Genomic DNA, 20,777 nt, shown 5'->3' with positions numbered 1-20,777 from the left:
GCGTAGGGTGGATAACGGCTTCGCCTTGTCCACCGCCCGCCGCGAACCCGGTCTGAAGGCTCAATCCAGCGGCAACTCCGTGGTCCGCTTCACCTCGCTCATGGCGATATGCGAGTGCGCCTCCTGCACGTGGGGGCGCTGCAGGAGTTGGTCACGCAGGAAGCGTTCGTAACTGTCGATATCGCGCGCCACCACCTTGAGCAGGTAATCCGACTCGCCGGCCATGGTGTGGCACTCCAATACCTCGGGGTAACCCACCACCGCCCGCTCGAACTCGTCGAGGTTGCTGCGCCCGTGGGCCGAGAGCTTGATGTTGACGAACACCGTCATGTTCAGCCCGAGTTTCTTCGGGTTGAGCAGGGCGACCTTGCGCTCTATCAGCCCCTCTTCCTGCATGCGGTGGATGCGTCGCCAGCAGGGCGATTGCGACAGTTCGACCTTCTCGGCGATTTCCGCTGCGGAGAGGTCGGCGTTGTGTTGCAGAAGCAGGAGGATCTTGCGATCGATGCTGCTTAGGGGCGAAGTCTGCATGGTCGTGCCTGTTTTCTTGTTGTTAGCGAATGGGTCATGCACAGAAGCGCTGTTCTACCGCAAAAGTAGAAAGAAAATCTCTCTTCGTCACGGCCAGACTGTTAATCGACACGCGACGGTGGGGTGATCCCCTGCCGATTGCCGGCGTGGAGAAACAACCGTGCGGTTTCTCCATGACTGCGTCAGGCGGGTAGCGAACAACGCCACCCTGACTCCGATAACAACAAATTAGGAGCGCCCCATGTCTCTGGCCGAGATCCGTCTGGACGACAAGTACCGGCTTGCAACCGGTCATCTTTACCTCACCGGCACCCAGGCGCTGACCCGCTTGCCGATGCTGCAGCATCAGCGTGATCAGGCCCGTGGTTTGAATACCGGTGGCTTCATCTCCGGCTATCGCGGCTCGCCATTGGGCGGACTGGACAAGAGCCTCTGGGAAGCCCGCGACTACCTCAAGCAACACGCCATCCACTTCCAGCCGGGCGTCAACGAAGAGCTAGCCGCCACCGCGGTGTGGGGCAGCCAGCAGACCAACCTGTTCCCCGGCGCCAAGTACGACGGCGTGTTCGCCATGTGGTACGGCAAGGGCCCGGGCGTCGACCGCGCCGGCGACGTGTTCAAGCACGGCAATGCGGCAGGTGTTGCACCCAACGGCGGCGTGCTGCTGCTGGCGGGTGACGACCATGGCTGCAAGTCCTCGACGCTGCCGCACCAGAGCGAGCATGCCTTCATCGCCGCCTCGATTCCGGTGCTGAATCCGGCCAACGTTCAGGAAATCCTCGACTACGGCATCATTGGCTGGGAACTGTCGCGCTACTCCGGCTGCTGGGTGGCGCTGAAGACCATCGCCGAGAACGTCGACTCCTCCGCCGTGGTGGAAGTCGATCCGCTACGCATGCAGACGCGCATACCGGAAGACTTCGAGCTGCCCGAGGACGGCGTGCACATTCGCTGGCCGGACCCGCCGCTGGCTCAGGAAAAGCGCCTCAATCTGTACAAGATCTACGCCGCACGCGCCTTCGCCCGGGCCAACAACCTGAACCGGGTGATGCTCGATTCGCCGAATCCGCGCATGGGCATCATCACCACCGGCAAGTCCTATCTCGACGTGCGCCAGGCGCTGGACGACCTTGGCCTGGACGAAGCGCTGTGCGCCTCGGTCGGCCTGCGCGTGCTCAAGGTCGGCATGAGCTGGCCGCTGGAGCCGGTCTCGGTGCACGAGTTCGCCCAGGGGCTGGACGAGATTCTGGTGGTCGAGGAAAAGCGCAGCATCATCGAGGACCAGCTCACCGGGCAACTCTACAACTGGCCGGTCAGCAAGCGTCCGCGGGTGGTCGGCGAATTCGACGAGCACGGCAATTCGCTGCTGCCGAATCTCTCCGAGCTGACCCCGGCGATGATCGCGCGGGTGATCGCCAAGCGCCTCGCGCCGATCTACACCAGCGACAGCATCCAGGCCCGGCTGGCCTTCCTTGCCGCCAAGGAGAAGGCCCTGGCCGCGCGCAGCTACGACACCGTGCGCACCCCGCACTACTGCTCCGGTTGCCCGCACAACAGTTCGACCAAGGTGCCGGAGGGCAGTCGCGCCTCGGCCGGTATCGGCTGTCACTACATGGTGCAGTGGATGGACCGGCGCACCGAGACCTTTACCCAGATGGGCGGCGAGGGCGTCAACTGGATCGGCCAGGCGCCGTTCACCGACACCCCGCACATGTTCCAGAACCTCGGCGACGGCACCTATTTCCACTCCGGCAGCCTGGCCGTGCGTGCGGCCGTCGCGGCCGGTGTGAACGTGACCTACAAGATTCTCTACAACGATGCCGTGGCCATGACCGGCGGCCAGCCCATCGACGGCGAGCTGCGCGTCGACCAGCTCAGCCGGCAGATCTTCCACGAGGGCGTCAAGCGCATCGCCCTGGTCAGCGACGAGCCGGACAAGTACCCGACCCGCGATAGCTTCGCGCCGATCACCAGCTTCCACCACCGCCGCGAACTGGATGCGGTGCAGCGCGAGCTGCGCGAATTCAAGGGTGTCTCGGTAATCATCTACGACCAGACCTGCGCCACTGAGAAGCGTCGTCGGCGCAAGCGCGGCAAGCTGGAAGACCCGGCCAAGCGCGCCTTCATCAACCCGGCGGTGTGCGAGGGTTGCGGCGACTGCGGTGAGAAGTCCAACTGCCTGGCGGTGCTGCCACTGGAAACCGAACTGGGGCGCAAGCGCGAGATCGATCAGAACGCCTGCAACAAGGACTTTTCCTGCGTCGAGGGCTTCTGCCCGAGCTTCGTCACCGTGCATGGCGGCGGGTTGCGTAAGCCCGAAGCCGTAGCTGGCGGTATCGAGGCGGCGACATTGCCCGAGCCTCAGCACCCAACGCTGGATCGCCCATGGAACGTGCTGATTCCGGGTGTCGGCGGCAGCGGTGTGACTACCCTTGGCGCGCTGCTCGGCATGGCCGCGCATCTGGAAGGCAAGGGCTGCACGGTGCTCGACCAGGCCGGCCTGGCGCAGAAGTTCGGCCCGGTGACCACCCACGTGCGCATCGCCGCGAAGCAGAGCGACATCTACGCGGTGCGCATCGCCGCTGGTGAGGCCGATCTGCTGCTCGGCTGCGACCTGATTGTCGCGGCGGGCGACGAGTCACTGACCCGCCTCAACGAGCAGATCAGCAACGCCGTGGTGAACAGCCACGAATCGGCCACCGCCGAGTTCACCCGCAACCCCGATGCCCAGGTGCCCGGCGCGGCCATGCGGCAGGCCATCAGCGCGGCGGTCGGTGCCGACAAGACCCACTTCGTCGACGCCACCCGCCTGGCCACGCGACTGCTCGGCGATAGCATCGCCACCAACCTGTTCCTGCTCGGCTTCGCCTATCAGCAGGGGCTGCTGCCGATCAGCGCCGAGGCCATCGAGAAGGCCATCGAACTCAATGGCGTTGCCGCCAAGCTGAATCTGCAGGCCTTCCGCTGGGGCCGTCGTGCCGTGCTCGAACGCGAAACGGTGGAGCAGCTGGCACGTCCGGCTGAAATAGCGGAGCCGATCTGTAAAACCCTGGAAGAGATCGTCGAGTGGCGCGTGGATTTCCTTACCCGCTACCAGAACGCCGGGCTGGCGCGCCGCTATCGCCAGCTGGTCGAGCGTGTGCGCGAGGCCGATAGCGCGGACGATCTGGCGCTGTCCAAGGCCGTCGCCCGCTACTACTTCAAGCTCCTCGCCTACAAGGACGAGTACGAGGTAGCGCGGCTGTACAGCGAGCCGGAATTCCGCCAGCAGCTCGAAGCGCAGTTCGAGGGCGACTACAAGCTGCAGTTTCACCTCGCCCCAGCCTGGCTGGCCAAGCGTGACCCCGTCACCGGTGAACCGCGCAAGCGCGAGCTGGGGCCGTGGGTGCTGAACCTGTTTGGCGTGCTGGCCAAGTTCCGCTTCCTGCGCGGTACGCCGCTCGATCCGTTCGGCTATGGCCACGACCGCCGCGTCGAGCGCCAGCTGATCAGCGAGTACGAGAAAACCGTGGACGAGCTGCTGGCCCAGCTCAAGCCGACCAACTACCGCACCGCCGTGGCCATCGCCGCGCTACCGGAACAGATCCGCGGCTACGGCCCGGTGAAGGAGCGCTCCATTGCCAAGGCCCGCCAGCAAGAGAAGTTGCTCCGCGAGCAGCTGGCCAAGGGCGACGAGGTGCAGAGCGTGCGGCTGTTCCAGCCTGCGGCCTAGCGCGATGGCCGCGAAGTTACTGGCGCAGGAGTAACGCCTGACAGCCAGTTTTTCGCGGCCCGGATCGCCCGAATAGCGGTGGCCCCGGTACCAGACAAGTAGCCCTGCCCGCGGCAGGGAACCAGACCAACAAGAACGAGGTAACCCAAATGTCCGTCTTCGCTCACCCCGACTTCGATCGCCACGAACAGGTGGTCTTCTGCCATGACCAGGCGTCGGGTCTGAAAGCCATTATCGCCATCCACGACACGCGCCTCGGTCCGGCGCTGGGTGGCTGCCGGATGTTCCCCTATGCCAATGACGACGACGCCCTGCGCGATGTGCTGCGGCTGTCGCGCGGGATGACCCTGAAATCTTCGCTGGCCGGGCTCAAGCTCGGCGGCGGCAAGGCGGTGATCATCGGCGACCCGCACACCGGCAAGAGCCAGGCGCTGCTGCATGCGATGGGCGACTTCGTCGACAGCCTCGGTGGGCGCTATATCACCGCTGCGGACTCGGGCACCGGCGATGCCGAGATGCAGGCCTTTGCCCAGCGCACCCGCCATGTGGTGGGCGCCACGCCGCGCACCACGCTGAATGGCAGCATCGCCAGCGGCGACCCCTCGCCATCCACCGCTTACGGGGTGTTCGTCGGCCTCAAGGAAGCCGTGCGTCAGCGCCTTGGTCGCGATGACCTGGCCGGGCTGAAGGTGGCGATCCAGGGCGTCGGCCATGTCGGTCTGGGCCTGGCGCGGCACCTCAAAGCTGCCGGCGCCGAGCTGTGGGTGGCAGACATCTTCGATGCCAACGTCAAGCAGGCAATGGAGGAAGTGGGCGCCAACGTGGTGCGCCCGCAGGACATCTGCGGTCTCGATGTAGATGTCTTCGCGCCCTGCGCCATGGGCGGCATCCTCAACGAGCAGACCCTGGAAGTGCTGCGCGCCCCGGTGATCGCCGGCGCGGCGAACAACCAGCTGGCAACCGCCGAGATCGGCATCGAACTGCAGCGGCGCAACCAGCTCTACGCGCCGGACTACGCGATCAACGCCGGGGGCATCATCGACGTCTACTACCAGCGCACCGGCGGCAGCGCCGCGCAGATCGACGCCCATGTGAAAGCCATCGGCGACACGCTGGGCGAGATCTTCACCCGCTCCGCTGCCAGCGGTGAACCGACTTCGGTGATCGCCGATCGCCTGGCGTTGGAGCGGCTGCACGCCGGTGGCGTGCCGCAAACCGAAGCGTTCAAGCGCCAGGCTTCATGAGTGATCCCGGCCGGGCGCCTGAGTGCGCCGGCCTTCGCTGAGCGGGGCGGCGGGCGCTGATCGCCAGCGCCGTACCCGCTCCGTTCGTTCGCACCATCCCTGACAAAAACAACAAGCAGGAATCCGCAATGACCGATAAAACCAGCCTCGCGGCCGGCACTTTCGCCGGCGCGCGCGCACGCATCCAGGACAACGCCAGCCGAGGCCTGTGGTCCTCCCGCTGGGTGTTCTTCCTCGCCGCCACCGGCTCCGCTGTGGGCCTGGGCAATATCTGGAAATTCCCCTACGTGACCGGGCAGAACGGCGGCGGCGCCTTCGTGCTGGTCTATCTCGCCTGCATCCTGTTGATCGGCATTCCGCTGCTGATGGCCGAGGTGATGATCGGCCGCCGTGGTCGGGCGAACCCTGATGGCGCCGTGGCGCGGCTGGCGCGCGAGGCCGGGGCCAGTTCGCGCTGGCGGGTGGTGGGCTGGCTCGGAGGGCTGACCGGCTTTCTCATCCTGAGTTTCTATCTGGTGGTGGCCGGCTGGGCGCTGGCCTATGTGCCGGCGACCTTCAGCGGCGGCTTCACCGGGGTCAGCGGGGAGGCCAGTGGTGCGCTGTTCGGCGCGCTGCTGGCGGACCCGCTGCGCCTGGTGGTCTGTGCCACGCTGGTGCTGGCGGCGACCATGCTGATCGTCGGCTTCGGCGTGCGCGGCGGGCTGGAGCGATCGCTGCGCTTTCTGATGCCCGGGCTGTTCGTGCTGATGCTGGTGCTGGTGGTCTACGCCGCCATCGAAGGCGAGTTCGCCCAGGCGCTGCAGTTTCTTTTCGTGCCGGACTTTTCCGCGCTGACCGCGCAGAGCGTGCTGGTCGCCCTCGGCCATGCCTTCTTCACCCTGAGCCTGGGCTGCGGCGCGATGATGGTTTACGGCTCCTATCTGCCGGAAGGCACCTCGATCGCCAAGACCTCGATTCTGGTGGCGCTGGCCGATACCGCGGTGGCGCTGCTGGCCGGCCTGGCGATCTTCCCGCTGGTGTTTGGCAACGCGCTGGAACCGGGGGCCGGACCGGGGCTGATCTTCGTCACCCTGCCGATCGCCTTCGGCCAGATGCCGCTGGGGCAGGTCGTGGGCGGGCTGTTCTTCGTGATGCTGGTGATTGCCGCGCTGACGTCGGCCATTTCGCTCTCCGAGCCGAGCATCGCCTGGCTCACCGAGCGCTTCCGTATCAGCCGGACCAAGGCCGTGCTGGGCAGCGGCCTGGTGCTCTGGCTGCTGAGCCTGGGCAGCGTGTTCTCGTTCAACCACTGGGCGGACTACCAGCTGTTCGGCAAGACCTTCTTCGACACCCTGGACTACCTGACCACCAATTGGCTGATGCCGCTGGGCGGGCTGGGCACGGTGCTGTTCACCGGCTGGGTGCTGCAGCGCCACGTGGTCAGCGAGGCCATCGGCATTCGCAACGCCGGGCTGTTCCAGGCCTGGTGGAAGCTGCTGCGCTACGGCACGCCGGTGGCTATCGTGCTGGTATTCCTCAACCTGCTCGGGCTGATCTAGCGCGACCGCGGTCGTCCGTGCAGAACGCGCCGGTGGGCTGAAGCCCATCCCGCAAGCATGCTGCGGGCTTCTCAGGAAGCCCTTTTGGTGGGCTCAGGTCCATCCATCGAGGCCGACGCCGGCCTTGGTGGGTGGGCTTCAGCCCACCTTTTTTATGCGCGACGCCATTGCGCCAGACGACATGTGCGGCAGCTTGTCGCACCAGGCTGTCAGCTTTTCGTTACGCCTGGCAAGCCGCCGGGCCAGGCTTTTCAGCGAAAAACGCACTGTAAGGAAAACCTGACAGCGGGGATGGCGCCAGCCGCTTTCCGTGCCCGTAAACAGCATTGTTCGCCGCCCTGGCCTGGGGTGTGATGGGGCCAGCCAAGCCGTGCAACGGCAGTCCTCACAACAATAATCAGGAGGCGATATGAACGCCGTGAACAAGATCGAACAGCACAACCCCATCGGCACCGACGGCTTCGAGTTCGTCGAATTCACCGCGCCGAATGCCGAGGGCATCGAGCAGCTGCGCACGCTGTTCACCCAGATGGGCTTTACCGAAACCGCCAAGCACCGCTCCAAGGAGGTCTGGCTGTTCCAGCAGCACGACATCAACATCGTGCTCAACGGCAACCCCACCGGGCATGTGCGCGAGTTCGGCGAGAAGCACGGCCCGAGCGCCTGCGCCATGGCCTTCCGGGTGAAGAATGCCGCGCAGGCCGCTGCCTACGTCGAATCCCAGGGCGCCAAGCTGGTCGGCAGCCACGCCAACTTCGGCGAGCTGAACATCCCCTGCGTCGAAGGCATCGGCGGCTCGCTGCTGTATCTCGTCGACCGCTACGGCGACAAGAGCATCTACGACGTCGACTTCGAGTACATCGAAGGGCGCACGCCGAACGACAATGCCGTCGGCCTGATGTGTATCGATCACCTGACCCACAACGTGCGTCGCGGGCAGATGGACGTCTGGTCCGGTTTCTACGAGCGCATCGCCAATTTCCGCGAGATTCGCTACTTCGACATCGAAGGCAAGCTGACCGGTCTGTTCTCCCGCGCCATGACCGCGCCCTGCGGCAAGATCCGCATCCCGATCAACGAGTCGGCCGACGACAAGTCGCAGATCGAGGAATTCATCCGCGAATACCACGGCGAGGGCATCCAGCACATCGCACTGTCCACCGACGACATCTACGAGACCGTGCGCCGCCTGCGGGCCAATGGTGTGGACTTCATGACCACGCCGGACACCTACTACGAGAAGGTCGATACCCGCGTCGCCGGCCACGGCGAGCCGCTCGACCAGCTGCGCGAGCTGAACCTGCTGATCGACGGCGCGCCGGGCGATGACGGCATCCTTCTGCAGATCTTCACCAACACGGTGATCGGCCCGATCTTCTTCGAGATCATCCAGCGCAAGGGCAACCAGGGCTTCGGCGAAGGCAACTTCAAGGCGCTGTTCGAATCCATCGAGGAAGACCAGGTGCGCCGCGGCGTGATCAAGGCGGACGAGTAAGTTCGGGGCCGAGGTGGTTTGCGTAGGGTGGATGTCGCGCAGCACATCCACGCGTTTCGGTCGGCCTGACACGGACGCGTGGAAGATGCTTCGCAGTCTTCCACCCTACGCACCGGCATCCACTGCGCCGCCATTCAGATCACGCGGTATCACGAGGAGAGGCACATGAGCCGCAAATGGATCAGTTTCCCCATCCGCGAGGGTGAGAGTTCGCGTCAGGCGCACTGCGATTTTCCGCAGGGCACCTACGAGCGCGAAATGGGCCGGGAAGGCTTCTTCGGCCCGGCTTCGCACCTGCATCACAAGCATCCGCCGACCGGCTGGATCGACTGGGAAGGCCCGCTGCGCCCGCACGCCTTCAACTTCAATCACATCCCCAGCGAAGGCGACTGCCCGCTGCAGGCGCCGCTGGCGCTGCACAACGCCGACGTCAAGTTGCGCCTGTGGAAGACCAACGGCGCCATGCGCCATCTGGTGCGCAACGGTGATGGTGACGAACTGCTGTTCATCCACGAGGGCGCCGGGCATCTGTACTGCGATTTCGGCCACCTGGAATTCCGCGACGGCGACTACCTGATGATCCCGCGCGGCACCGCCTGGCGCATCGAGGCGACGCAGCCGGTGTTCATGCTGTTGATCGAGAACACCGACGGCGCCTACCAGCTGCCGGAAAAAGGCCTGGTCGGCCCGCACGCGATCTTCGACGCCGCGGTGCTCGACCATCCGCGCCTGGACGACGCCTTCCGCGCGCAGCAAGACGAGAACCCCTGGCAGATCCGCATCAAGCGGCGAGAGCAGATCACCACCGTGACCTACCCGTACAACCCGCTGGACGTGGTCGGCTGGCACGGCGACAACACCGTGGTACGGCTCAACTGGCGCGACATCCGCCCGCTGATGAGCCATCGCTACCACCTGCCGCCGTCGGCGCACACCACCTTCGTCGCCAACGGTTTCGTGGTCTGCACCTTCACGCCGCGGCCGGTGGAATCCGATCCGGGCGCGCTGAAGGTGCCGTTCTTCCATAACAACGATGACTATGACGAAGTGCTGTTCTACCACCGCGGCAACTTCTTCAGCCGCGACAACATCGAGCAGGGCATGGTGACCTTCCACCCCTGCGGCTTCCCCCACGGGCCGCACCCGAAGGCGCTGAAGAAGGCCAGCACCGACCCGGCGACCTTTGCCGACGAGGTGGCGGTGATGATCGACACCCGCCGCGCGCTGGAAGTCGGCGAGGCCGCCGCAGCCGTCGATGTCCCCGAATACGTCAACTCCTGGCGTGCGCCGGGCAAGGAATCCTGATGAAACTCGCAACCCTCAACCAGGGCCGCGACGGCGTGCTCGTCGTCGTCTCCCGTGATCTCGCCCAGGCGGTGAAAGTGCCGCAGATCGCCGCCACGCTGCAGGCCGCGCTGGATGACTGGCACTACTGCAAGCCGAAGCTGGAAGCGGTCTACCAGCGCCTCAACGACGGGCTGGAGGAAGGCGCATTCGCCTTCGACCAGACCGCCTGCCACAGCCCGCTGCCGCGCGCCTATCACTGGGCCGACGGCAGCGCCTACGTCAATCACGTCGAGCTGGTGCGCAAGGCGCGTGGCGCCGAGATGCCGGAATCCTTCTGGCATGATCCGCTGATGTACCAGGGCGGCGCCGATGCCTTCATTCCGCCGCACAGCCCGATCCGGCTAGCCGACGAGGCCTGGGGCATCGATCTGGAAGGCGAGCTGGCGGTGATCACCAGCGACGTGCCGATGGGTGCGACGCCGGCCGAGGCGGCGTCGCACATCCAGCTGCTGATGCTGGTCAACGACGTCTCGCTGCGCAACCTGATTCCCGGCGAGCTGGCCAAGGGCTTCGGCTTCTACCAGAGCAAGCCGTCGTCGAGCTTCTCGCCGGTGGCGGTGACCCCGGACGAGCTGGGCGAAACCTGGCGCGACGGCAAGGTGCATCGGCCTTTGGTTTCGCACATCAACGGCGAGCTGTTCGGCCAGCCGGATGCCGGCACCGACATGACCTTCAACTTCCCGACCCTGGTCGCCCACGCCGCGCGCACCCGCCCACTGGGCGCCGGCACCATCATCGGCTCGGGCACCGTGTCGAACTACGACCGCAGCGCCGGCTCGTCCTGCCTGGCCGAGAAGCGCATGCTCGAGGTGGTCGAGCACGGCGAGGCGAAGACGCCATTCCTCAAGTTCGGCGATCGGGTGCGCATCGAGATGTTCGACGCCGCCGGGCAGAGCATCTTTGGTGCTATCGATCAGCAGGTCGAGCGCTATGAGCACTGAGCTGACGCTCTACGGTTACTGGCGCTCCAGTGCCGCCTACCGGGTGCGCATCGCGCTGAACCTCAAGGGGCTGGCCTACCGGCAGGTGCCGGTGCATCTGGTCAAGGATGGCGGCCAGCAGCGTGCGGCCGATTACCGCGCCCTCAACCCGCAGCAGCTGGTGCCGTTGCTGGTTGACGAAGCCAACGGTGGGGCGCGCATCAGCCAGTCGCTGGCGATTCTGGAATACCTCGAAGAAGTGTTCCCGGTGCCGGCGCTGCTGCCGGACGATCCGGTTCGCCGCGCCCAGGTGCGCGCACTGGCCATGCACATCGCCTGCGAGATCCATCCGCTGAACAACCTGCGTGTGTTGCAGTACCTCTCCGCCGAACTGGGTGTCGACGACGAGGCCAAGAACGCGTGGTATCAGCACTGGGTCGGTCAGGGGCTCGCCGCCGTGGAAGCGGGCCTGGAATGTTTCGATGGCAGGCTTTCCCTGAACGATCGGCCAGGTTATCTGGAGGCATGCCTGGTGCCGCAGGTATACAATGCGCGCCGTTTTGCCTGTGACCTCGCGGCGTATCCACGCATTCTCGAGATCGTTGCACGCTGCGAGACGCTTCCGGCCTTCCAGCAGGCCGCGCCGGAGGTGCAGCCCGACGCTCAATGAACGACTGAATCCGCCTTGCACGCCGCCGCGCCCTGCGCGACGGTCCCGATCCCGTCACAGATAACAACAAACAGGTGACGTATGACTCGTGAAAAACCGAAGAACCTCTGGCTGTCGCGCTGGGGTTTCATCCTCGCGGCAACCGGCTCCGCCGTGGGCCTGGGCAACATCTGGAAATTTCCCTACATCACCGGCGAGTTCGGCGGTGGTGCCTTCGTACTGATGTACCTGCTGTGCATCCTCGCCATCGGCGTACCGGTGATGATGTGCGAGATCGCCATCGGTCGCCGCGGCCGTGGCAGCCCGATCGACGCCATCGGCCGGGTGGTCCGCGAGAACAACGGCAATCCGCTGTGGAAGGCGGTGGGCGGCATGGCCATGACCGCCGGCTTCCTGATCCTCTGCTTCTATGTGGTGGTCGCCGGCTGGGCCTTCGCCTACACGGTGAAGATGCTCGACGGCTCGCTGGCGGCGACCAGCGTCGAGGCATTGGGTGGCGTGTTCGAGGCGCACAACTCCAACCCTTGGCAGCTCGGCGGCTGGAGCCTGCTGGTGGCATTGCTGACGCTGTGGATCGTCGCCAAGGGCGTGCAGAAGGGCATCGAGAACGCCGTGCGCTGGATGATGCCGGGGCTGGCCGTGCTGCTGCTGATCCTCGTGGGTTACGCGGTCACCAGCGGCGGCTTCGATCAGGGCTTCGCCTTCCTGTTCAGCTTCGACACCTCGAAGATCACCGGCGAAGCGCTGCTGGCGGCGCTTGGCCACGCGTTCTTCACCCTCAGCCTGGCTTCCGGTGCGATCCTCACCTACGGCTCGTACATTCCGGATGACCAGTCCATCGCCCGCACCACCTTCATGGTCGCCATCGCCGACACCTGCGTCGCGCTGCTGGCGGGCCTGGCGATCTTCCCGATCATCTTCGCCAACGGCATGGACCCGACTGCCGGCCCGGGCCTGATCTTCATGAGCCTGCCACTGGCCTTCCAGCAGATGCCGTTCGGCACCGCCTTCGGCGTGCTGTTCTTCGCCATGGTGTCGATCGCCGCGCTGACCTCGGCGATCTCCATGATCGAGGCCTCCGTCGCCTACCTCAACGAGAAGCACGGCATCTCGCGGATCAAGGCGGCAATGGGTTCCGGCGTGGTGCTGCTGGTGATCAGCCTGCTGGCGATGCTCTCGTTCAACCTGATGTCGGGCTGGACGCCGATGGGCAAGAACTTCTTCGACTGGCTGGATTACCTGACCTCGCGCTGGATGATGCCGCTGGGCGGGATCTTCACCGTGCTGCTGGCCGGCTACGCGCTGCGCAGCGAGATCATGCGCGACGAGCTGAACCTGCCGCCGCTGGGCTACGCGCTGTGGCTGTTCATGGTGCGCTATGTCTGTCCGGTGCTGATCCTCATGGTCTTCCTGCATGCCCTTGGCTGGCTGGGCTTCGACCCGTTGCAGCGCTGGTACTGGATCGCCGGAGCGATCGGTGCGCTGGCGGTGCTTGGCGAGATGTTGCGTCCGCGGGTGATGCCGGCGCTGGCCGGTCGCTGATACCGCGTCAAGGCCGCGCGTGGCGCTCTGCTGGAGCGCCACGCAGGCCACTGGTCGGAAAGACGATCCCCCGCTTGATCGTCGTCATCTGACCGTAAAGTTCCGCTGGACGAGGCCGACAATTCAGGGTGACAGCCAGGGAGGCGCACGGGACAAGGATGCTCGCCTGCCCGAACCGTTCCGGACTCGCTGCCATGACCAACAGCCTCAAATTCAGCCACAAGATCCTGCTGGCCGCCTCCCTGGTGGTGATCGCGACCTTCGCGCTTTTCACCCTCTACAACGACTACCTGCAGCGCAACGCCATTCGCGCCAATCTCGAGAGCTACCTCGACGAGATGGGTGAGGTGACCGCGCACAACATCCAGAACTGGCTATCCGGCCGGCTGGTCCTGCTGGAAAGTCTGGCGCAGACGGTCGCCCGTGACAGCGCCAGCGAGCAGGTGGAGGCGCTGGTCAAGCAGCCCGCGCTGAGCTCGACTTTCGCTTTCAGCTACCTGGGCCGCGCCGATGGCGAGTTCATCGTGCATCCGCGCTTCGAACTGCCCGCCGGCTACGACCCGCGCCAGCGTCCCTGGTACAAGGATGCCGTGGCCGCCGGCCGCACCACGCTGACCGAGCCCTACCAGGACGCCGCCACCAACGAGCTGATCATCACCGCGGCAACCCCGGCGCAGGGCGGCGGTCAGGCGCTCGGCGTGGTCGGTGGTGACCTCAGCCTCAAGGTGCTGGTGCAGATCATCAACGCGCTGGACTTCAACGGCATGGGCTATGCCTTCCTGGCCAGTGGTGACGGCAAGATCCTGGTGCATCCGGACAGCTCCAAGGTGATGAAGTCGCTGGGTGAACTCTTCCCCGGTCATGCGCCGTCGCTCGACGCCAACTATGCCGAAGTCGATCTCGACGGCCAGACCCGCATCCTCAGCTTCAGCCGGGTCCAGGGCCTGCCTTCGGTGACCTGGTACGTCGGCATCTCGCTGGACAAGGACGCGGCCTACGCCAGCCTCGCCAGTTTCCGCACCACCGCGCTGGTCGCCACGGTTGCCGCCGTGGCGTTCATCCTGCTGCTGCTGGGCATGCTGATCCGTGTACTGATGCGTCCGCTCACCGACATGGGCCGCGCCATGGCCAACATCGCCGAGGGCGAGGGCGACCTGACCCGGCGCCTCGCCGTGCAGTCCAGGGATGAGTTCGGTCAGCTGGCGACCGCCTTCAACCGCTTCGTCGAGCGTATCCATGAATCGATCCGCGAGGTGTCCTCGGCCACGCTACAGGTCAACGAAGTGGCGCAACGCGTGCTCGGCGCTTCGAACGCATCGATGGCCAACTCCGACGAGCAGGCCAGTCGCACCAACAGCGTGGCGGCGGCGATCAACGAACTTGGCGCCGCCGCCCAGGAGATCGCCCGCAACGCGGCAGATGCCTCGCAGCACGCCAGTGGCGCGCGGCATCAGGCCGAAGACGGTCGCCAGGTGGTGGAGCAGAACATCGCCGCGATGCGCGAGCTGTCGGCGAAGATCAGCGCGTCCTGCGGGCAGATCGAGGCCCTCAATGCCAAGACCGTGGACATCGGCCAGATTCTCGAGGTGATCAAGGGCATTTCCGAGCAGACCAACCTGCTCGCGCTGAACGCCGCCATCGAGGCGGCGCGGGCCGGCGAGGCGGGGCGCGGCTTTGCCGTGGTCGCCGACGAGGTGCGCAACCTGGCGCATCGCACCCAGAGCTCGGCGCAGGAAATCCAGCAGATGATCGAGCAGCTGCAGGTCGGTGCCGGCGCTTCGGTGCAGACCATGACCGAAAGCCAGCGGCAGAGTGAATCCAGCGTCTCCATCGCCGACCGCGCCGGCGAGCGCCTCGGCGAGGTGACCCAGCGCATCGGGGAGATCGACGGCATGAACCAGTCGGTGGCCACCGCCACCGAGGAGCAGACCGCGGTGATCGAGTCGCTGAACATGGACATCACCGAGATCAACACGCTGAACCAGCAAGGCGTGCAGAACCTGCAGTCGACCCTGCGCGCCTGCGGCGATCTGGATCAGCAGGCGCGCCGCCTGAAGCAGCTGGTGGATAGCTTTCGGATCTGACCGGAACGGTGATTCTTGAGGGCGCTTCGGCGCCCTTTTTCATGGATGTGATTTGGCCGCGGAGCAATGTGCCCGCGGCGGCAGTCTCAACTGTTCACGTCGCGCTTCAACAAGGAGGCTCCATGAAAATTCTTATCGTGCTCACGTCCCACGACCAGCTGGGTGACACCGGCAAAAAGACCGGCTTCTGGCTGGAGGAATTCGCCGCGCCGTACTACGTCTTCATGGATGCCGGGGCGCAGGTGGTGCTCGCGTCGCCCGAGGGTGGCGAACCGCCGCTCGACCCGAAGAGCGACGAGCCTGACGCCCAGACCGAAGCTACCGAGCGCTTCAACGGCGATGGCGAGGCGCAGACGTTGCTGGCCAACACCTATCGTCTGGATCAGGTTTCCGCCGAGGACTTCGATGCGGTGTTCTACCCGGGCGGCCACGGCCCGTTGTGGGATCTGGTGGATAACCCGTCTTCCATCGCCCTGATCGAATCCTTCGTCAAGGCCGACAAGCCGGTGGCCGCGGTCTGCCATGCACCGGCGGCACTGACCGAGGTGCGCGGCAAGGATGGCGAGTATCTGGTCAAGGGCAAGCGCGTCACCGGCTTCACCAATGGCGAGGAAGCGGGTGTGGAGCTGACCGATGTAGTGCCGTTCCTGCTCGAGGACCGCCTGCGCGAGCGTGGCGGCCAGTACAGCAAGGGCGCGGACTGGGCGCCTTACGTGCAGGTCGACGGGCTGCTGGTGACCGGGCAGAACCCGGCCTCATCGGAAGCGGCGGCAGAGGAACTGCTCAAGCTGTTGCGCGGCTGATACTCACTGCGGCCAGGCGAGCTGTTCCGCCTGGCCACAGGCCTCGAACAGCGGCCGGCTGAACAGGTAGCCCTGCATCAGATGAATGCCCAGATCGAACAGGGCGCTGCATTCGTCGGCGGTTTCCACGCCTTCGCCGATCACCTTGATACCCAACTCCTCACACATCCCCACCGTCGCCCGGACGATGGCCTGACGCGTGCGGCTCTGGTCGATGCTGCGGATCAGGTCCATGTCCAGCTTGATGATGTCCGGCTGGAAATCGGCCAGCAGATTGAGTCCGGCAAAGCCCGCACCGAAGTCATCGATGGCGGTGAGAAAACCGATGCGCTGGTATTCGCGGAACACTTCGGTCAGCCACTTGCCGTCGTTGATGCGCTCGCCTTCGACGGTCTCGAAGATGATTTGCTCGATGGGAAAATCGTGGGCGCGGGCGGCTTCCAGCGTCGAGCGGATGCACAGCTCGGGACGATAGATCGCGTTGGGCATGAAATTGATCGACAGCTTGCTTTGCATGCCCAGCCTGGACGCGGTCTTAATCGCCTTGACCCGGCCGGCTTGATCGAAACGGAAGCGATTCTGCTCGGTGACTTGCGACAGCACAGTGGGTGCCGGCTCGCCGCCGATGCCGCGCACCAGCGCCTCATGGGCGAAGATCTGCCGGCTGCGCAGATCGACGATCGGCTGAAAGGCGTAACTGAAGCTGAAGCCCAGACGCTCGCCACTGGCGCAGCTGGGGCAGGCGCCGTGCTCGGCGGCGCCGTGGCACGGATAGGCATCTGGGGCAGGGATGCTGCTGGTGTTGCTCGAACTCATGGGCGCACTCGATTGGGGCCGGTGGATAGCAGGTTAACGGCTGCGCCGGCGGTGGCTGAAGTCCGCCGGTCAGACAGAGCCCGGATGGCGCCGCGTGTGGGGTTCTTCAACGCCTTGCCGCTTAGTCGGTCGGCGGCCTGGGCGTTGATCCCAGCTCGTCGATCAGGCTGCGCGCGGCGAAGTCCGCCGCATCGGTGAAGGGGTTCAGTACGCGGGCGACGCCGGCTGCGTCCAGCGCCTTGCCATGCTGGTCGTCGCGCACCACGCCGGCGATCTTGCCCTGAAACCCTGCATGTTTGAGCGCATGCAGAAAGGCGCGATTGGCCTCCCACTGCGGAAAGCTGGTGACCACCCATTCGGCATGCTGCAGCGGCAGCGATTCGAGAAAGCTCGGGTCCTCGCCATCGCCGAAGCGCACCGGCAGCTTGCTGCGGCGCAGCGTGCGCACTGCCTCGGGGTCGAAGTCCACACCGAGCACCGGCAGTCGTGCGGCGGCCAGCTGCTGCAGCAGGCGTGAGCCATAGCGGCCCAGGCCGAAGATGATGATGCGCGGATGGCCCTGCGGCCTGCCCTGGGCTTCCACTTCCAGTTCGCGGTAGGGACGCTTGCGTTCGAACAGGCCGAGCCAGGGCGCCAGCCGCTCGTAGAGCGGTTGCGAGAACAGGATCATGTAGGTCGAGAGCATGATCGTCACCAAACCGACCAGCGTGGTGAGACCCAGCGCCTCCGGCCCGATATGGCCGAGGGTGATGCCCATGGCGACGAAGACGATGGAGAACTCGCTGATCTGCGCCACGGTCAGCCCGGCGAGAAAGCCGGTGCGCTTGCGATAACCCATGTAGCCCATGATCGCCATGACGATCAGCGGATTGCCGATCAGCACGAACAACGCCAGCACGATGGCCGGCAGGATCTCGTTGCCGAGCGTGGAGAAATCCAGCCGGCCACCGAGGTCGATGAAGAAGAACAGCAGCATGAAGTCGCGGATGCCGGTCAGGCGCGCGTTCATCGCTTCACGATAGGCCGTCGAGGCCAGCGAAAAGCCGGCGACGAAGGCTCCGGCCTCCTTGCTGAAACCGATGTAGTCGCCCAGCGCGGCGAGCCCGGTGCCCCAGGCAATGGCGAAGATCAGCAGCAGTTCCTGCGAGCGCGCCATGCGGCTGACCAGCGGCGGCAGCACGTAGCGCATCAGCACGTACATCAGGATGGCCGCGCCTGCCAGACGCAGCAGCAGCGAGCCCGAGACCTCGGCCCAGCCGGCATCGCCCGCGCCGCGCAGGGCGCTCATGGTCATCATCGCCAGCACCACGGCGAGGTCCTGGACGATCAGGAAGCCGACGGCGATGCGTCCGTGCAGCGAGTCCAGCTCGTGTTTGTCCGAGAGCAGCTTGACGATGATGATGGTGCTGGAAAAGGTCAGCGCCACGGCGATGTAGATCGCCTCCATGGTGCTCTTGCCCATCAGCAGCGTGAGCGCGAAGCCGAAGACGATGGTGAAGGTCAGCTGCCCGAGCCCCGTGGCCAGCGCCACCGGCCCGATATTGCGGATATGCGCGAGGTCCAGCTTGAGCCCGACCACGAACAGCAGCACGGCGACGCCGATCTCGGCCAGCAGATGGATCTGTTCGGCGGCGTTGACCGGGCCGAACACCGCCGGGCCAAGCAGAATGCCGACCACGATGTAGGAAATCAGCAGCGGCTGGCGCAGGCTCACGGCAATCGCCCCGACCACCGCGGAAACGATCAGCAGCAGGGCGAATTCGGCGAAGGGGCCGTGGGCGAGTAGCGCTTCCATCAGGGTCTCCGTGCGGTTGATGTGACGGCGCCGCGGCGCTGTGCCTATCCTGCGGCAGGCGTTGGCCAGCTACCAGCGCGGCAGCGTATGAAACTGTGACAGCAAGGCATCGCCTGGCCCGCCTGCAATCGGCTGGTGAGCCGATGTGCCCGGCCTGCTGCTAGAATCCGCCCTTTTTCATCCCGCCGAAACGGCGCTGCGAGCCTGCCATGACCTTCGCCTCCCTGGGCCTGATCGATCCGCTGCTGCGGACCCTGGAAACCCTCGACTACCGCAAGCCGACGCCGGTGCAGATCGAAGCCATTCCCGCCGTGCTCAAGGGCCGCGACCTGATGGCGGCGGCGCAGACCGGTACCGGCAAGACCGCCGGTTTCGCCCTGCCATTGCTGCAGCGCCTGACCATGGAAGGCGCCAAGGTGGCGAGCAATTCGGTGCGCGCGCTGGTGCTGGTGCCGACCCGCGAGCTGGCCGAGCAGGTCCATGAGAGTTTTCGTGTCTACGGGCAGAACCTGCCGCTGCGCACCTACGCGGTGTACGGCGGTGTCAGCATCAACCCGCAGATGATGGCGCTGCGCAAGGGCATCGACGTGCTGGTGGCGACGCCCGGTCGCCTGCTCGACCTCTACCGGCAGAACGCCGTGGGCTTCAATCAGCTGCAGGCGCTGGTGCTCGACGAGGCCGATCGCATGCTCGACCTCGGTTTCGCCGACGAGCTGGACCAACTGTTCGCCGCACTGCCGAAGAAGCGCCAGACCCTGCTGTTCTCCGCGACCTTCTCCGAGCCGATCCGGCAAATGGCCCGCGAGCTGCTGCGCGACCCGCTATCGGTCGAGGTCAGCCCACGCAACGCCGCGGCGAAGACGGTCAAGCAGTGGCTGGTGCCAGTGGACAAGAAGCGCAAGTCCGAGCTGTTCCTGCATCTGCTGGCGGACAAGCGCTGGGGCCAGGTGCTGGTGTTCGTCAAGACGCGCAAGGGTGTCGATCAGCTGGTGGACGAGCTGCAGGCTGCGGGCATTTCCAGCGATGCGATCCACGGCGACAAACCACAGGCCTCGCGGCTGCGTGCGCTGGAGCGCTTCAAGGCGGGCGAAGTGCAGGTGCTGGTGGCGACCGATGTCGCCGCGCGCGGGCTGGACATCCATGATCTGCCGCAGGTGGTCAACTTCGACCTGCCGATCGTCGCCGAAGACTACGTACACCGCATCGGCCGCACCGGTCGCGCCGGCGCCACGGGCGAGGCGGTATCGCTGGTCAGCGCCGATGAAGTCGATCAGCTTGCGGCCATCGAGACCCTGATCAACCAGGTGCTGCCGCGCCACGACGAATTGGGCTTCGTGCCGGACCATCGTGTGCCGACCACCACGCTGGGCGGGCAGATCATCAAGAAGCCGAAGAAACCGAAAAAGCCCAAGGACGGCGGCGGCAAGGGCAAGATTCATCTCGGCAACTGGTTCGACGAGAGCGAAAAGCCCAACGCCAGGCCGATTCGCAAGGTGCCGAGCCTAGGCGGCGGCAAGCCGGCGAAGAAGCGCTGATCGCAGCGCAGGGTGGAAAACGGGGAAGCCGTTTCCACCGATAATGCAGGTCACAGACTCAGCAGTGCCGACACCACCAAGAGCAGTGCCATGGCGTAGTTGAACCGGCGCATATGCGCTGCCGAGTGCAGCAGCTTCGCCGCCCCGACACCAAGCAGTGCCCAGGCTGCCAGGCAGGGCAAGGCGATCAGAAAGAACAGCAGGGCGTGAATGGCGTAACGCCCCGCGTCGGCAGCGCCGCCGCTGAACACGCCAACCACCGCCAGCGCCATCATCCACACCTTCGGATTGACCAGTTGCAGGCCGGCGGCGCCCAGCGCGCCGAGCCGGCGCGGCGCGGCGCGGCGTCGGCCTCGACCGGCCCGGCCGGGCTGCGGGCGATCTGCCAGGCCAGGTAGAGCAGCCAGGCCAGACCGAGCCAGCTCATGAGCTGCTGCAACTGCGGATGATGCAGCAACCATTCGCCGGCACCCAGGCCCACCAGCAGTACGATCGATGCCGCAGCCGAGCAGGCGCCGAAAATGATTGGCATGGCTGCGCCCAGGCCGAAGCGCCAGCTGTTGCTCAGTACCAGAATGTTGGTTGGCCCCGGCGTGATCGAGGCGACGAAGGCGAACAGCACGAAAGGCAGCAGCTGGCTCATGACGGCTGCTCCATGAAGAGCGTGGCGAATGATTCGGGGGTGGCGGCGAGGCGAGGCATGCTGGTCGGCTCCGAGGGTGGCGGATGCCCGAATGCTCGCGCC

Annotated in this window: 14 protein-coding genes and 1 pseudogene; 11 read left to right on the top strand and 4 right to left on the bottom strand. The window is 65.6% G+C overall.

Annotation, left to right across the window (positions count from 1 at the left end; genetic code table 11):
• Positions 1 to 60: 60 nt before the first annotated feature.
• On the bottom strand, positions 61 to 531 hold the full coding sequence (locus LLJ08_RS16865; protein WP_003281718.1) for an Lrp/AsnC family transcriptional regulator: 471 nt from the start codon (positions 529 to 531) through the stop codon (positions 61 to 63).
• A 241-nt stretch (positions 532 to 772) separates the two neighbouring features.
• Between LLJ08_RS16865 and LLJ08_RS16860 the strand changes: the two genes are divergently transcribed.
• From LLJ08_RS16860 to LLJ08_RS16815, 10 genes are all read left to right on the top strand, one after another.
• Positions 773 to 4,243 (top strand): indolepyruvate ferredoxin oxidoreductase family protein, encoded by a 3,471-nt coding sequence (locus tag LLJ08_RS16860; protein ID WP_228207523.1) that lies wholly within the window; start codon positions 773 to 775, stop codon positions 4,241 to 4,243.
• A 149-nt stretch (positions 4,244 to 4,392) separates the two neighbouring features.
• Entirely contained in the window at positions 4,393 to 5,487 is a 1,095-nt protein-coding gene (locus LLJ08_RS16855) for a Glu/Leu/Phe/Val dehydrogenase dimerization domain-containing protein (protein WP_228207522.1), read from the top strand.
• Between the two features lie 128 nt (positions 5,488 to 5,615).
• Positions 5,616 to 7,025 (top strand): sodium-dependent transporter, encoded by a 1,410-nt coding sequence (locus tag LLJ08_RS16850; RefSeq protein WP_013981771.1) that lies wholly within the window; start codon positions 5,616 to 5,618, stop codon positions 7,023 to 7,025.
• Between the two features lie 409 nt (positions 7,026 to 7,434).
• Positions 7,435 to 8,520 carry a 4-hydroxyphenylpyruvate dioxygenase gene (gene hppD, locus LLJ08_RS16845; RefSeq protein ID WP_228207521.1) on the top strand — a complete coding sequence of 362 codons (1,086 nt, stop codon included), beginning with the start codon at positions 7,435 to 7,437 and terminating at the stop codon, positions 8,518 to 8,520.
• A 165-nt stretch (positions 8,521 to 8,685) separates the two neighbouring features.
• Positions 8,686 to 9,825 (top strand): homogentisate 1,2-dioxygenase, encoded by a 1,140-nt coding sequence (locus LLJ08_RS16840; RefSeq protein ID WP_200629277.1) that lies wholly within the window; start codon positions 8,686 to 8,688, stop codon positions 9,823 to 9,825.
• Positions 9,825 to 10,808 (top strand): fumarylacetoacetate hydrolase family protein, encoded by a 984-nt coding sequence (locus tag LLJ08_RS16835; protein ID WP_228207520.1) that lies wholly within the window; start codon positions 9,825 to 9,827, stop codon positions 10,806 to 10,808. Before LLJ08_RS16840 ends, LLJ08_RS16835 begins: the two co-directional genes overlap by 1 nt.
• Positions 10,798 to 11,457, top strand: a complete 660-nt coding sequence (gene maiA, locus LLJ08_RS16830) for a maleylacetoacetate isomerase (RefSeq protein ID WP_042924629.1) — start codon at positions 10,798 to 10,800, stop codon at positions 11,455 to 11,457. Before LLJ08_RS16835 ends, maiA begins: the two co-directional genes overlap by 11 nt.
• Before the next feature lie 81 nt (positions 11,458 to 11,538).
• Positions 11,539 to 12,999 carry a sodium-dependent transporter gene (locus LLJ08_RS16825; RefSeq protein ID WP_228207519.1) on the top strand — a complete coding sequence of 487 codons (1,461 nt, stop codon included), beginning with the start codon at positions 11,539 to 11,541 and terminating at the stop codon, positions 12,997 to 12,999.
• Positions 13,000 to 13,193: 194 nt separating this feature from the next.
• Positions 13,194 to 15,083 (top strand): methyl-accepting chemotaxis protein, encoded by a 1,890-nt coding sequence (locus LLJ08_RS16820; protein ID WP_228207518.1) that lies wholly within the window; start codon positions 13,194 to 13,196, stop codon positions 15,081 to 15,083.
• A gap of 122 nt (positions 15,084 to 15,205) precedes the next feature.
• On the top strand, positions 15,206 to 15,886 hold the full coding sequence (locus LLJ08_RS16815) for a type 1 glutamine amidotransferase domain-containing protein (protein ID WP_044314891.1): 681 nt from the start codon (positions 15,206 to 15,208) through the stop codon (positions 15,884 to 15,886).
• Between the two features lie 3 nt (positions 15,887 to 15,889).
• Here the strand turns inward: LLJ08_RS16815 and rimA are convergent, their stop codons facing one another.
• Both rimA and LLJ08_RS16805 read right to left on the bottom strand, forming a co-directional pair.
• Positions 15,890 to 16,702: a S6 modification regulatory phosphodiesterase RimA gene (gene rimA, locus LLJ08_RS16810; protein ID WP_228207517.1), complete on the bottom strand. Its 813-nt coding sequence runs from the start codon at positions 16,700 to 16,702 to the stop codon at positions 15,890 to 15,892.
• 121 nt (positions 16,703 to 16,823) lie between these two features.
• The gene (locus LLJ08_RS16805) at positions 16,824 to 18,497 is read right to left on the bottom strand and encodes a cation:proton antiporter (protein ID WP_228207516.1); all 1,674 of its coding nucleotides are present in this window, start codon (positions 18,495 to 18,497) and stop codon (positions 16,824 to 16,826) included.
• A 209-nt stretch (positions 18,498 to 18,706) separates the two neighbouring features.
• Between LLJ08_RS16805 and LLJ08_RS16800 the strand changes: the two genes are divergently transcribed.
• Entirely contained in the window at positions 18,707 to 20,032 is a 1,326-nt protein-coding gene (locus tag LLJ08_RS16800) for an RNA helicase RhlE1 (RefSeq protein ID WP_228207515.1), read from the top strand.
• A gap of 50 nt (positions 20,033 to 20,082) precedes the next feature.
• Here the strand turns inward: LLJ08_RS16800 and LLJ08_RS16795 are convergent.
• Positions 20,083 to 20,675: pseudogene (locus tag LLJ08_RS16795) on the bottom strand (LysE family translocator).
• Between the last annotated feature and the right edge of the window lie 102 nt (positions 20,676 to 20,777).

This window comes from Stutzerimonas chloritidismutans (assembly GCF_020783375.1).
Lineage (GTDB): Bacteria > Pseudomonadota > Gammaproteobacteria > Pseudomonadales > Pseudomonadaceae > Stutzerimonas > Stutzerimonas kunmingensis.
The sequence above is the reverse complement of the archived record's forward strand: the minus strand, read 5'-3'. Positions and strand labels throughout refer to the sequence as shown.